Below are 13,577 nucleotides of genomic sequence, written 5' to 3'. Positions count from 1 at the left end.
GCATGATAAAAGGACATCACGAAAATGCTGCGCGTTTACAAGAAATTTTTTATCAGTTCTATTTTTTTTCTCTTGTCTGTTTCATACGTTTCTGTAGCTAACTCAACTAATCAAAAAATATCTGAGCAAGACCTTGCTAGCTTGTCCACGCACGAGCTTATGTACTGTGTGCAGCTGCTGGAAAAAGAGCCTGAACAGGAGGCTTTTATAGATCCAACGGTTGGTGCGCCCCTTCTTGTTTGTTGTGTTGTTTCTGTGTGGTTTGGCCTGCAAGAGCTGTGGGACCGGTGTGCAACAAGTTGTGGGGCTGTTGATGACGAGCAGTTTGAGGATTAATCCTGTTGGCCCTTCGAGACGCCCGTCTTCGCTTTTCAAGCTTCGTCAGGCTCCTCAGGGAGAACGGGAAAAAATTGTTGCAAGAAAAAAATTAAAAATTATTTAACAAAATTATGAGCAGCAAAAAAGCATGAAAAACGCCCGCACTCCCTCCCCCGCCCTCCCTGAGGAGCCCGGTGTAGCCTTCGGCGAAGACGGGCGTCTCGAAGGGTCAAATCTAGCGTTGTTTCAACAACTTACTAATTCTTTCTGCCTGTTCTGCCGGGTTGTGGGCATAGGTAATTGCAGAACCAATAACCACGCCGTGCGGGTTGAGTGGTACAATATCACGCAACACTTCCGCATCAATTTTTCCTTTAATAAAAATGGGCAGGTCGGTGTTATCGCGCACGCTTGCCCAGTCTTGTTCTAAATCAATTGATTGGTCTGGTGTGCGAGCGCGGTGCAGCAAAATGGCTGAAGCGCCAAGATTTTTTGCTTGTGCTGCTGCTTGGCCGGGCATTTCGGTGCTGATAAAATCTAACACGATTTGTGCGTTGTATTTTTTTGCCGTTTGAGCAGCTTCTTGAATCATGTAATAATACGTGTTTGAGAGCACAGAAATAAATGAAGCGCCCGCTTGTGCAAAAAGTTCAACAGATTCTTTGCTACGGTCGGCAATTTTTGCATCAACATAAAGTTGTTTGTCGGGGAAATTTTTTTTGAACGCAGTAACCGCTGCAACGCCTTCTTTAAAAAGTAACAGTGTTCCAACTTCTACAATATCTGCAAACTGAGCTGTCTGACGGGCAATGGCTAGTGCCTTATCAAGATCGGTAAAGTTGTATTTGATTTGCAATTTCATGGTTTCTCTCCTTTTTTCTTTTTTCAAATAGGTTATGCTTAAAAGCCTACTCAGCGCAAGAGTTTTTTTAAATAACATCATCCAAGGTGCTTGATTGTGAGGAATATTAATGAAGGATCTTATTAATTTTATTAAGCGCGGCGGTCGCAAAAATGTTGTTATTGTTGGCGATCTTATGCTTGATGAATATATTTTTGGTTCTGTTGATCGCATATCACCAGAAGCGCCGGTTCCTGTTGTTCGTGAACAACACCGTGAATGGCAGCTTGGTGGAGCGGCAAATGTTGCTGCAAATTGTAGAAGTATAGGCTTTGATGTGCAGCTCTTTGGTGTTATTAATCAGCACGATCGCAGTGGCAAAAAGTTTTGTGAGCTGCTTGAAAAAAGTAATATTTCAACGGAAAATCTTATTTTGTCTGAAACGCGTGCAACGACAACTAAGTTGCGAGTCATGGCAAAAAATCATCAGTGTTTGCGCATTGATCATGAAGATAAAGAGCCGTTGGCCGAAAAAGAACGTACGCAACTTATTGAACGTTTAAAAAAAGTTATTAAGCCTGGCTGCGTTTTGTTGCTTTCAGATTATGCAAAAGGGGTGATTGACCGCTACGTGGTTGATTATGTAGTGGGGCTTGCGCGTCAAAACAATTGTATTGTGTTGGCCGATCCTAAAGGTCCAGACTTTGATAAGTATCAGGGCGTGCACTACATGACCCCCAACTTGCCTGAGTTTGCGCAAATTGTTCAGTTCTTTGGGCTGGATCGCAAACATTCTCTGGTCGATAATGCACGCAAGATTATAAAAGCTTTGAACTTGACTGGCTTAATGGTAACAATGGGCGAGCAGGGGATTCATTTTGTTTCTGCAGAGACTGACTTTCATTCGCCCGCCTGCAAGCGTGAAGTCTTTGACTTGTCGGGCGCTGGTGACACAGTAGTTGCTTTTTTAGCGCTGGGATTTGCGCACAATTTAGATCTTACGGTCTCATTGCGCTTGGCCAACCATGCAGCTTCAGTTGCCATTTCGCATCTTAAAACCTACAGCGTGAGCCTGGAAGAGTTGATAGACCGCGAAGCTGATGTGACTGAAAAAATTATGTATGATTGGGCGCGCTTAAAAATTGAGCTTGAGTGGCTGCGCAGCGAAGGCAAGCGCATTGTTTTTACCAACGGCTGTTTTGATATTTTGCATGCAGGCCACATTCATATTTTAAAAGAAGCTAAAAAGCGTGGCGATATTTTGGTTGTTGCGCTGAATACCGATGCGTCAGTGCACCGCTTAAACAAAGGCCCAGCGCGGCCAATTAACACGTTGGCCGATCGCGCAATCATTATGTCGGCGTTGGGGGTTGTTGATTTTGTGACCGCGTTTGATCAAGACACACCGCGAGAAATTCTTGAATATCTGCGGCCAAACGTTTTGGTTAAAGGTGGCGACTACAAGCGTGAAGAGCTGGTGGGGTACGATTTGTTAATGTCGTACGGCGGTGAAGTTTATACCATTAATTTGCTGCCAGACCGTTCAACAACGCAAACCATTCAAAAGTTACAACAGAGTCAGCGCGCATGAAACGGATAGGAATTTTAGGATTTGGCATTGTTGGCAAGTCAGTTTTGCGTTTTATTAAAGCGTATGAACATGAACTCTCAAACCGCTTGTTTGGGGCTTCTGTTGCATTGGCAGTTAATGTGTGGGACAAAAAAAACTTAACAGAGCAGGAATATGCGCTGCTTTCTGAGTATCATGCCCAGCATATGCCGCGTGTTGATATTCAACTGTTTATTGATATGCATGATTTTGTTGTTGCCAGTCCCGGTTTTGATTTGAGTTTGTATAATGATCAAAGCAACAAGCTGCTCAATGAGCTTGATTTGTTTGTGCCATTTTTCTCAAAACCAACCATTGGCATTACCGGTACGCTGGGCAAAACGAGTACCACCAAATTGTTAACAAACATGCTCAATCATGTTGCTATTAACGATTATGCTTTGCACTTTTTAGAGGGTGGTAATGTGGGTACCGCCATGCTCGATCTTGTTGCGCAGCAGCAAGAAGTTGATGGTGCCGTCCTTGAACTTTCTAGTTGGCAGCTGGAATATAACCAAAGCTTTGCACCTGACATTGCAATTTGGACCAATTTTTTTCCCAATCACTTGGACCGGCACGGGACCATGAGCGCGTACGCACAGGCAAAATATAATCTTATGCGCTTTCAGAGTGCGGCCCAGCACGCGATTATTGCAGACCAAGTGTTGTGCGATTACGACGCACGCGCTTTGTTGGTAGATTTGCAAAGCCGTGCGTGCGTAGTAACGGTGCAGGCGCGAGAAGTTATTATGCCTACACTTTTGTGGCAGAGCTGCGATGTGGTGGATGTTTGTGGTGGATGGGTGCGCTTTTCGCGCATTCAAAATCAACAGGTGGTTGAAGAAACGCTTTTGGTTGAACTCGCTACACTGCCGCAAAGTACCTTCGTGCAAAACTGGCTTTTTGTTTTGGCAGCATTAAAAATTTTTGGTGTTGATTGGTTCGTGGTAAAAAAAGAACTAAGCGCGGGCCAGGTTAAAGGCGTTGAGCACCGGCTTGAGTGGTGCGCTGCTGTAAGCGGTGTTGATTTTTATAACGATTCCAAATCAACCGTCATTCAGTCTACGCAGGCGGCGGTTGAAAAATTGGCCGGCAGTGGTAGGCCGCTGTTGGTAATTGTTGGTGGGCTTGGCAAAGGAGCCGATCGCTCACCACTTGAAAAAATGCTGCAAGAGATGCCCAATGTTAAAAAGCGCTACTGCTTTGGTCCGGCTTGTGCCGAGTTTGCCTCGTGTCAGCGGTTTGGCACGCTTGAGCAAGTGCTTGACCAAGTTTTTGTTGATATGGCGCCCGGTGATGTGGTGCTCTTTTCTCCCAGCGGTTCCAGTTACGATTTATTTGAAAACTATGAGCATCGTGGTCGTGTTTTCAAAGATCTTGTTCAGCGCAAAGCAAACGCAGTACAATCATCCCAGTAAGAATTTTAGGCCCTCAGGGCCACTAATCTTTTTAGGGGGTGTTGCCATGGTGCCAGTTCTTGACCGTGCGCTCAAAAGTGAGCGACGAATTTTTTTGGGAATTTCGTTGTTGTTAACGCTGATCGGTTGTGTTTTTGTGTATTCAGCAAGTTCGGTCTTTGCGTTAGAAAAATTTGGTTCGGCCCAATATTTTTTAAAAAAACATCTGTTGTATTTAATTCCTAGTTTTTTAGGTTTTATTGTTTGCTCAGTGTTTCCCATTGCTTGGCTCAAAAAATATGCCTCACTCTTTTTCTTTGTGGCGCTTGGTTTGACAGTAATGACCTTCTTTTCTGGGGGTATTCACATTCACGGTTCAAGCCGCTGGCTCAATATTTTTGGCAAAAGTTTTCAGCCCAGCGAGTTTTTAAAGTTGTCGCTATTTGTGTATCTGGGCGTGCTTTTTGACCGCAAGAGCAGATATTTGCAATCGTTTGTGCATAGCTACCTGCCATTTTTAATGGTGCTGGGGATAACGTTTTTGGTGCTGCTCAAGCAGCCGGACTTTGGTTCGGTAGTTACTATTTTGGTAACCGCGTTTGTGCTCTTTTTTGTTGCCGAGTTTAATGTGTTGCACGTTGGCATTACGGTGGCCTGCGCGTTGCCAGTTTTACTTTTTTTAACTTTTTCTAAAGCCTACCGGCTTAATCGCATTTTGATTTTTTTAAATCCGTGGGCAGACCCGCAGGGGCGGGGCTTTCAGATTATTCAGTCGCTCATTGCAATTGGCTCTGGACATGTGTGGGGGCTTGGCATTGCCAATTCCAAACAAAAGTTTTTCTATTTGCCCATGCAGCATACCGACTTTATTTTTTCGATTATTGCTGAAGAGATGGGCTTTGTTGGGTGTTTGGGCGTTATTGCCTGCTACTTTTTATTCTTTTGGTATGGCTTGCGCTTGACGCTGAAAATGAATGACTCATTTGCTTTTTTTACGTCGCTTGGTTTTGTGGTGTTTATTACCTTGCAGGCGGTTATTAATATCATGGTTACTACGGGCCTGTTGCCAACTAAAGGTCTTGGGCTGCCATTTATTAGCTACGGCGGAACGTCGCTGTTGAGTTTGTTTTGTATGCTTGGCTTGATCATAAATTTTTCACGATCAAGTGATTAATTGTCTTTGTTGTGTAAAAACTAACATTTTTTAGTTGGGCTGTACCCCTGCTTTTTGTTGACAGGCATGTAAAAGCTGACATACTGGGTTGGCATAAAAAATGCATGTTTTGTGAGAAAATTTCCTGTGGGGGACTTTAACGGAAAAGGTTGGTTTTTATTATGACATCTAGAAAACATTTGACGCGAACATTAGTTTTTTTACTCAGCATTTCAGTTGGTTTCAATGTGACAAATGCTGCTGCAGCAACGGAAACAGCTCCGGCTAGCGCATCATTTTCGCAAATGCCTATGAACTTTGATCCAGAAGAATTGCATAAAATGCTGGTACAACTTCTGGTACAGCATCGTCAAAACATTGCAGATCGCAAACAGGCAATGTTTGAACTTTTGCCTGAAGATTTACGAGCGAATATTATGGAAGCTACCGATACGTACGGTGCCTTGATAGAACAATTGAGCATTAGCAACAAGCTTATGATGGTTTGCCAAGATGTAGATTCGTTGCTTGAGCAAGCATACAAAGAAGGTGTTATTGGCCAAGAAGAAGTAACTGGCCTGGTGGCTGGCTTGCAAAGCTTGGAACAAGCACTGATAAATGGTCAGTTGAATGGCTTAATTAGAGGCTCAGCTGAAAATGACCTTGGTATGAACTTAGAAGCTATGGCTAACCCAGCTGGTGTTTTTGGTTTAAAGTCACCAGCGGTTGTTTATACGTATGAAGATGTTGCTGAGTTTAAAGAGCAGTTGGCGCTTGTAGTAGATCTTTGTACTATTACGCCAAGTTTGGAATATGGTCTTGAAGACGTTGTTTTCTTGCGCGATATTTTGGATGTTATTGCCAATAAAGATAGTGATGCGTTGATTGACCGTGTTCTTGAACCGTTGAGATCTCAGTTTCAGTTAGCGGGCGGTTTGTTTGACAATGTTATCAGAAAACTTACCGTTCTTGAAAAAGAGGTTATTGCTCAAGAAGCAGGCCAACCTGAAGAATCTCAAGAAATTAGTTCAAAAAATATTATCACGCTTAAGCGTGCCGTAACTGTTTGGAAGCGTGATTTGCAAAAATTTGCTGTCAATATTCGTTCATTTATGAAGGTTTGGGACAGTGCGGATTTAAAAGTGAGCAGCAAATCTAAGCACGAATTATTTAAGTGTGTTGCGTATACGTACGATGCTTGCCGCAGCTTTTTCAATCTTTATAAAGAAGAAATGTATTGGGACAAAAATATATCGTTCTTTAAAAAAGCCCACAGAAAGGCGTTTGAGCGACCAACGCTGAGTGATAATTTTAAGGAATGGACTGAGCGAATGCTGCCTTTGTACACATTTGACTGGAGCGTTTCGGGTGCGTTGTCTTTGTGGCACTTCTTTAATGCTCGTTCTGACTATGCAAAAGGCAACTTGCTTAACGTGGTACTTGGTAGCCAGGCGGGGCAAGGAAACTTGTTGCAAGAATTAATGGGTGGTGACTCGCTTATTGATGTTAAAAATGAGTTGATTCAAAACCTTTTTGCTGGCTATGGTGCTATGCGTATTTTGACATCGTCCAACGTAAGCTGTCTGTACAAACAGCCATCTAAAGTTGTTAAAGCTATGGGTAAAGTTTTAGTAGCATTTACCTACTACCAGCTGATTTACGATAAGCCACGCAGCGAAAAAGTTTGGTGGCCGAGTGATTATGAGCACATTCGACGTCACGTTTTTGTTGCGGTGCGTGAGCTGAGCGATATTATGACTGAAGCGCTTGAAGTTAAAATTTATGAGCATGCAGACCCACGCGTCATTGAAAATCTTGAAAAAAATACCTGGGGTGTTGTTCGACCAGAATTATTAACGCTTATGACGCGCATTATGTTGCCTGTGGCGTTTATGAAAAAACCATTTGGTCTTGATAATGTTGCCAATTGTGATCAGTGGGACGTTTATGGCAAGTGGTATATTCATATGCGCGATCATTACATAGATCTTTTTCAGAGCAAAGAAGATAAAAAAGCATGGCTTGAGTATGATGCCGCCGGTATTCAACAGGTATTTGATCGCAACAATATTAACGTTGAGTCTTATTATGTTGAACAACAGTTGATGAATTATGTTTTCTCAAGTATTGGTAAGCATTGGGGGACTATTTTGGGCCGTAAACACGGTGGGGCTTTAGTGCGTATGGCCAGCAAAGTTGCTAATGGCTGTGCCTACGGTTTGTCTTCGGTTGGCCTGATTTCTGACGAAGCAGTTCAAGTTTTTGAACAATCTAAAGATGAAATGATAGCTGAGTGGAATGGCTACGTTGACATGCTTAAAGAATTTTTGAAAGTAAACTTTGCTGGTATTCGTGAATGGGCAACGCCATATTTGGTTGAACATGGATATTTGGATCAAGATGAGACCACTATTGAAGTTCGCGATAAAGCCGTACTTAGTTTTGGTTTGACACAGTTGGCAAAAAACGGCTTAATTAGCTATTACGAAGCGGCTTTGTTGGTTCAGAATTTTTCAGCAGACAGCAATATCAGTATTATTGTTGATCAAGTTGTTGATGCGGTTCGTCGCAATATTGCCGGTAAAGTTGGTGGTGTTGCAGGTTCTACCATGATGAGTGCGCTTTCTGATTATGTATCATGGACCTATGGACCATTTACGCCCAAAGTTACTGAGTATGCGCGCAACAATGTGCCAAGCTTGAGTGAGCTGAAAGAAGGCGCTGAGCGCTATGCCTCAAAGGTTTGGAATTCTATCTAAATAAACCGTAAATATTTTTTTCTAGTAATACAAAAGAGCGTGGTTTACACTAAAGCCACGCTCTTTTTTTGTGTTAAAAAATAGTAACTTTTGGGGAGTAATTATTATGCTAAAAAAATTAGTTTTGGTGCTCGTAATGAGTTCTTGTGGTTTGTTGCAGGGAGCTGCGCAAAAAACAGTATGCGTGAATGATTTTTTTAATAGGCGTGTGCATCCAATGATTTTTACTAACGCAAAGGCTGCCAATACGCTTATGATTACGTGTAAAGATATTACTGATCCAGCAGGACTTGAAAAATTTAAGAACTATTTTGCAAAGTATAATATGCCGGTTATTAAAATTAATCTTACGCAAAATAAATTACATTCGCTCCCAGATTGTCTGGTTGGCTGGCCTGAGTTGAGATATATCGATGTATCGCATAATCAATTTGCCATTGTACCTAATGTTTTGAGTAGTTGTGCAGAATTACGTGAACTTAATATTTCGTACAACAAGATAAAAAGTTTTGTGATTCCGTACAAGTCTGGGGAACGGAGTGAAATTGATTCAAAAGATTTTTGGCAAGAAGATGGTTTCCCTGTGCTTAGTGAGCTTAACTTAGCGCACAATCGGCTTGCTGTCATGCCTGAAAATATACACGTTCTTGAGCAGTTGGTTAAACTTGATGTGAGCTTTAACAGGCTTACGTATTTGCCTGAAAGTATTGGTGATATGCCCTCGTTGCAAGAACTTTATCTGCACGGTGGTGGTACAGGAAAGGTTCCAGACAATACCATTACCTCGTTGCCAGCAAGCTTTGAAAAGCTGAAAAAATTGCGTGTGTTAATGATTGGTGGGCTCAATTTGGACGAAGAAAGTATGAAGCTTTTGGGGCGTATGCAAGATGCTCAGCCTTACTTAGAAGTTGTGCGTAAACGTGAAGCCATAAAAACACCAGCAAAGCTTTATCATAATATGGCAGATCTTGTGCGAGGGAGTGCGTACTAATTTTTGCAGGTTCTTGTTTCCTGACTTCTGCTTATGCTATTTTTAGCACAAGAGAAGGAGGGGCTGTGGTGCGCGTGGGTATAATTTCTAGAATTCTTTTTTTTGTTATATTTATGTGCTTGCCGCATGTGCACATGTTGGCACAAGATTTTGGTTCGCTCTCAAAATTACTCGTGAATGTGTCGGTAGCCAATATCATGGCAAAGCCACAGGCCCTGCGTGGCGTTTGTGCTCCGGTAACGCGTGCTGGCGATGTTTCTTTGCTCGTCACGCAGGCTCTCTTTGGCGAACAGATGCTGTTAGTTGATCAACGTGATGAGTGGTACAACGTTGTGCTGCTTGAACAGATGCAAGATCAACCAGATGGCCAGCTACCGGTGGTAAGTGGTTGGATTCAAAAAGATCAAACGGTTCCTGTTGAGGTTTTTGGTACACGCAATCTTGTTGTATGCACGCATAATGCTTCTTTACTAGCTGATGATGGCACAAAAATTATGCTTTCGTTAGGTACTAAATTTTTTGGCAAAAAACATAATGAGCGCTTGTGGCGGGTATTTTTGCCCCGCGGGGTCACTGGTTTTATCAAAGCGCGAGATGTTTACTATTTTGGTGATAAAAAGTTAGTGACCACAGATCTGCGTGCTCAGCTTATTTTGTTGGCAAAAAGTATGCGCGGGCAGCCTTTTTGTTGGTTTGGGCGCAGTTCGCATTGCAAAAAAAATCGTGACCAGTTGACCAGCGTTGGGTGTGATGGACTAGTGAATTTGTTGTATCGCGCTTGTGGGCTAGAAATTCCACGTTTTGCTTATGAGCAGTGTGTGTATGGCACAGCGCTTGATGGTAAAGAAGTAAAGCCTGGAGACCTTATTTTTTTTGCTTCACGCAAAAAAGATTTTCAAGCTCATCATGCCATGGTCTATTTGGGTAGTAATCAGCTACTTGAAGCAACATTTCAATCATCTGCTCCGTCGTATCCCGCTCGGGTTATCTCGTGTGTCCAACGGCTAAGAAAACCGATCAGTGCAATAAAAAATGGCGAAGACTTTGGTTCTTACAAAGTTTATTTTGCTTCGTACTTAAATTCTAAGCGGATGATGCAGCGCTTGCGTAGTGTAGCGCAAAAAAATGTTGTTGCTTGCGCAGGGGCTAGTCAGCGTGCTCATTATCTACCTCGTCTTGATCAAAGCAACATGAGCAACAGCAGTCGACTGCGCGCAGTGTTAGATCAACAGTATAAAAAGCGCAAGCCATACCTACCAATTTAAAGCTTACCCAGCAGCACGGAGCAAGGTTGCAGCAGTTGTCCAAACACTGTGAGCAGCATTCTTGTGAGCAATAAAAACAGGTAAAATGTTCGTGATTTTGTTGGTTAAGGTCATTATCGCTGCGTGTTGTTGTGGTGTCTTGCGCAGTTGGGTAGCTGCTCAATTTTTGTTGTTGCAACATTGCCCACGTTGTACCGTTTAAGCTGAGCAAGAGACCGAGAACAAGATATTGTTTCACTAAAGTTCCTTTTTGTGTAATCAAAAGAAGTTTTAATTTTTATCAACGAACTATATCCTATCTTTTTTGTTTGTAAAGAATAATAATCGGCGATATTCTTAGTGCTGCAAAATTTTTTTTGGAGTAGCTTGTTATGATGAAGATTTCATATGTTATTATGTTGTTTATTGTCAGTGTACACACGTTGTGTGCGCTGCCAGAAACTATGACCATTTCAGTTCCCATTGCTAATGTGCGCACAAAGCCAGAACGTGGTGATTTATTGCTTAAAACAGTTGTTTATGAAGAAGATGATCCGGGGCATAAATGCCAATTGCTGTTGGGCGAGCGCGTAGTAGTAACCGATGAAGTGGACAATTGGTATCATGTTCAGCTTGCTGAACAAAAAGTTTATGATCAAAAAAAAGCTCAATGGGTTAGTGATAGCGGCTGGATTCAAAAAGATCAGGCTGTGGCGGTGACTGAGCCAATTGCCGCCGTGCACTTGGTTGTGTGCCAGCAGTGGGCAAGCGTGTTTGAAGAGCCACGTGTGCAAAGTCGTGAAGTGATACGTCTTTCGCTTGGCAGCAAACTGCGGGGCTTTAAACTAAACGATTTCTGGTGGGCGGTTGTGCTGCCCAACGCACGCGTGGGCATGATACAACGTAGTGATGTATACCAAAGTACCCGTGTGGTGAGTGAATCTGTTGACCAGTTGCGTGCCAACATTGTTGCTTCAGCAAAAAAATTTTTAGGTGTGCCCTTTTGTCGTTATGGTCGCTCGGCACATGATGAGAGTATGCTGACCGGCATGAGCTGCTGTGGTTTAGTAAGCTTGGCGTATCGCGCCAACGGCTTGGATATTCCGTTTTACGTGTATGATCAATGCATGAGTGGTATGCGAATTAATGGTGATCAGTTGCAGCCGGGTGATTTAATTATGTTTGCGCGTTTTAAAGAGCGTTACAATCCGTGTCATGTGGTTATGTATGTTGGTAATAGCATGGTGGCAGAAGTTACCTGGTCGCGCAATCCGTTTCCGTATCGTGCTCGTTTGATATCTGCCAAAGAGCGCATAAGTTTGCAACCATTAAAAACGATTAAAGATGGCCAGCGGCTTGAACGTTTTTACGTTTATTTTCGTTCTTATTTGTCTTCGCCAGACTGGGCGCAGCGCCTACGAAATGCTTCGCGTAAAGCACGTTTTGATTATTTATCGGCTGATTATCGGCAACTAAGTAATTTATCGGCAATTTATCGGTAATTTATCGGCTACAGAAATAAGTGTGATGCCAAGCTCACGAGCTTTTTGAATAAATTGTTGCTGCTGGGCAATAAACGTGTGAGTAGAGAGCCAGGCAATAGCTTTGACATCTCCCTTTTTTAACCAAGCAAGTGATGTAGGGCCCAGTGTTGGTAAATCGAAGCGCTTGTTTTGGTTTGGGTGAGCAGCTTTACAGACTACAACATTACTTGTTCCTAAAGCTACACCGCGCTTAATACATTCATCGGTTCCTTCAATAGCTTCAACAGCCAAAACCATCTTATCTTTTACCACAACTGTTTGGCCAATGTCGCACAGTGAAAGGTGCTTAGCGGTTTGCATGCCCAGCTCAATATTAGTTTCCAGTTCTGGTGTGAGCGTGCCGGTAAGAATACCAGGTTCAACCAAAAGAGCGCCCAGCACGTCGTCTTGTTGTATAACGTCCATGCCTTGGTGTGACAGTTCGTCTACAATTCGCTGCATAATTGATGCATCGTTTTTATAAAGTAATGAGGCAAGAATTTTGATTGCAAACCAATCGAGAGAAATTTTTTTCAGGAGCGTGCGCTTGTCTACCTTGCCAATCATCAAGATTTTTTCAGTCTTGCGTTCTTTGAGCAGGTTTATAATAGCGCCAGCTTTGTAGCAAGGCTGACAAATAATGTCAGCCTTGCTCTCTGTTGCCTGTTGTAATTCAGATAAATTGTCTTCAGGAAAGAGTGATACAACAAAAAAATCTTTTTGTTGTGCGCGTAGCGCTTTACAGGCTTCTAGCGGCAAAGAACCCGTGCCTGCAATCAATGCGATCACCGAATTCCCAATTGTCTTTCGATATCAAACGTAATGTTTAACGCGCTTAAGTCTTGCTCGGGGTTAAACAAGTTTTGCTTCTCTCTGATGGCGTTTACAAAATACTCAACTTCAAGCTTGAGCGGGTTATCTTTGTAGACAAAGAGATGCTCGATCATTGATTCTTGTTTGTACTTAAGTGCATCAGAACCTACATGCACGCTTGAGCTTGCGTGGCGGTGAATTGCAATATCTTGTGTGGTAAAGTCGAGTAAGATGTAGGATTTTTCTTGATGGATTTCCATCGTTCTTTTTTTTATTTGTGATACGCGGCTTGAAACCAGGTTGGCAATAACGCCGTTTTCAAATTGGATTTGTACGGTTGCCAAATCACACGAAGAGGTATGGAAGGTGCTGCCGTGTGTATGTAGTTTTTTTACCGGTGAGTTTACCAAATTTAAAATAATATCAAGATCGTGAATCATGAGATCAAGAATTAAACTATCGCCTTGCACGCGTGGCTGAAAAGGGCCCATGCGGTGACTTTCAATTAAGAATGGCTTGTCGATAATTTTTTTCAATTCTTGCACCGCGCCATTAAAGCGTTCAACATGGCCAACATGAAGCGCCAAGTTAGATTTGTATGCCAAAGAAAAAAGCTCTTCTGCTTCTTCAATGCTTTTAGTTAATGGCTTTTCAATAAACACATGCTTACCGCGCAAGAGGCAATCTTTTGCGATAGAATAATGAAAATCTGTTGGAACAGCAATAATAACCGCATCAACAAGTTCAATCCAATCATGATAATTGGTTGTTTTGATGGTGTGCTGATTTTTTATTTTTGCCCAATTTTTTGTATCGGGGTCCGCAATGCCAACAAGGTTAACATGGGTAAGTAACGAACAAACTGAGGCATGATAACCCCCCATGTGGCCAAGTCCAATAATCCCTACGTTGATCATGATGACGCTATC

Annotated in this window: 12 protein-coding genes; 8 read left to right on the top strand and 4 right to left on the bottom strand. The window is 42.6% G+C overall.

The window, feature by feature from the left end:
• Positions 1 to 24: 24 nt before the first annotated feature.
• On the top strand, positions 25 to 336 hold the full coding sequence (locus K2W90_04195) for a hypothetical protein (GenBank protein MBY0353541.1): 312 nt from the start codon (positions 25 to 27) through the stop codon (positions 334 to 336).
• Positions 337 to 553: 217 nt separating this feature from the next.
• Here the strand turns inward: K2W90_04195 and K2W90_04190 are convergent, their stop codons facing one another.
• Positions 554 to 1,180 (bottom strand): orotidine 5'-phosphate decarboxylase, encoded by a 627-nt coding sequence (locus K2W90_04190; protein ID MBY0353540.1) that lies wholly within the window; start codon positions 1,178 to 1,180, stop codon positions 554 to 556.
• Between the two features lie 109 nt (positions 1,181 to 1,289).
• Here K2W90_04190 and rfaE2 point away from each other — a divergent pair, with 109 nt between their 5' ends.
• The 5 genes from rfaE2 to K2W90_04165 all read left to right on the top strand — a co-directional run bounded on the left by rfaE2 (position 1,290) and on the right by K2W90_04165 (position 9,068).
• Positions 1,290 to 2,750 (top strand): D-glycero-beta-D-manno-heptose 1-phosphate adenylyltransferase, encoded by a 1,461-nt coding sequence (rfaE2, locus tag K2W90_04185; GenBank protein MBY0353539.1) that lies wholly within the window; start codon positions 1,290 to 1,292, stop codon positions 2,748 to 2,750.
• A complete protein-coding gene (gene murD, locus K2W90_04180) occupies positions 2,747 to 4,186 on the top strand; it encodes a UDP-N-acetylmuramoyl-L-alanine--D-glutamate ligase (protein MBY0353538.1) in 1,440 nt (479 codons plus the stop codon). Before rfaE2 ends, murD begins: the two co-directional genes overlap by 4 nt.
• Before the next feature lie 46 nt (positions 4,187 to 4,232).
• Positions 4,233 to 5,339, top strand: coding sequence for a putative lipid II flippase FtsW (gene ftsW / locus K2W90_04175; GenBank protein MBY0353537.1), 1,107 nt, complete (start codon positions 4,233 to 4,235; stop codon positions 5,337 to 5,339).
• Between the two features lie 161 nt (positions 5,340 to 5,500).
• Entirely contained in the window at positions 5,501 to 8,077 is a 2,577-nt protein-coding gene (locus K2W90_04170; GenBank protein ID MBY0353536.1) for a hypothetical protein, read from the top strand.
• Positions 8,078 to 8,183: 106 nt separating this feature from the next.
• The gene (locus K2W90_04165) at positions 8,184 to 9,068 is read left to right on the top strand and encodes a leucine-rich repeat domain-containing protein (GenBank protein ID MBY0353535.1); all 885 of its coding nucleotides are present in this window, start codon (positions 8,184 to 8,186) and stop codon (positions 9,066 to 9,068) included.
• A gap of 31 nt (positions 9,069 to 9,099) precedes the next feature.
• On the opposite strand, the gene K2W90_04160 is transcribed toward K2W90_04165, so the two are convergent.
• Positions 9,100 to 9,267, bottom strand: coding sequence for a DUF1922 domain-containing protein (locus tag K2W90_04160; protein ID MBY0353534.1), 168 nt, complete (start codon positions 9,265 to 9,267; stop codon positions 9,100 to 9,102).
• Here K2W90_04160 and K2W90_04155 point away from each other — a divergent pair.
• Both K2W90_04155 and K2W90_04150 read left to right on the top strand, forming a co-directional pair.
• Complete coding sequence (locus K2W90_04155; GenBank protein ID MBY0353533.1) at positions 9,266 to 10,333, top strand: C40 family peptidase; 1,068 nt, start codon at positions 9,266 to 9,268, stop codon at positions 10,331 to 10,333. The two genes, K2W90_04160 and K2W90_04155, sit on opposite strands and share 2 nt — an antisense overlap.
• A gap of 371 nt (positions 10,334 to 10,704) precedes the next feature.
• Complete coding sequence (locus K2W90_04150) at positions 10,705 to 11,814, top strand: C40 family peptidase (protein MBY0353532.1); 1,110 nt, start codon at positions 10,705 to 10,707, stop codon at positions 11,812 to 11,814.
• Here the strand turns inward: K2W90_04150 and lpxI are convergent.
• Positions 11,794 to 12,624 carry a UDP-2,3-diacylglucosamine diphosphatase LpxI gene (gene lpxI / locus K2W90_04145; GenBank protein ID MBY0353531.1) on the bottom strand — a complete coding sequence of 277 codons (831 nt, stop codon included), beginning with the start codon at positions 12,622 to 12,624 and terminating at the stop codon, positions 11,794 to 11,796. The genes K2W90_04150 and lpxI overlap by 21 nt on opposite strands.
• Complete coding sequence (locus K2W90_04140; GenBank protein MBY0353530.1) at positions 12,621 to 13,565, bottom strand: Gfo/Idh/MocA family oxidoreductase; 945 nt, start codon at positions 13,563 to 13,565, stop codon at positions 12,621 to 12,623. The genes lpxI and K2W90_04140 overlap by 4 nt, the downstream gene beginning before the upstream one ends.
• Between the last annotated feature and the right edge of the window lie 12 nt (positions 13,566 to 13,577).

The sequence above is a fragment of the Candidatus Babeliales bacterium genome, from assembly GCA_019749895.1.
Taxonomy (GTDB): domain Bacteria; phylum Babelota; class Babeliae; order Babelales; family RVW-14; genus AaIE-18.
The sequence above is the reverse complement of the archived record's forward strand: the minus strand, read 5'-3'. Positions and strand labels throughout refer to the sequence as shown.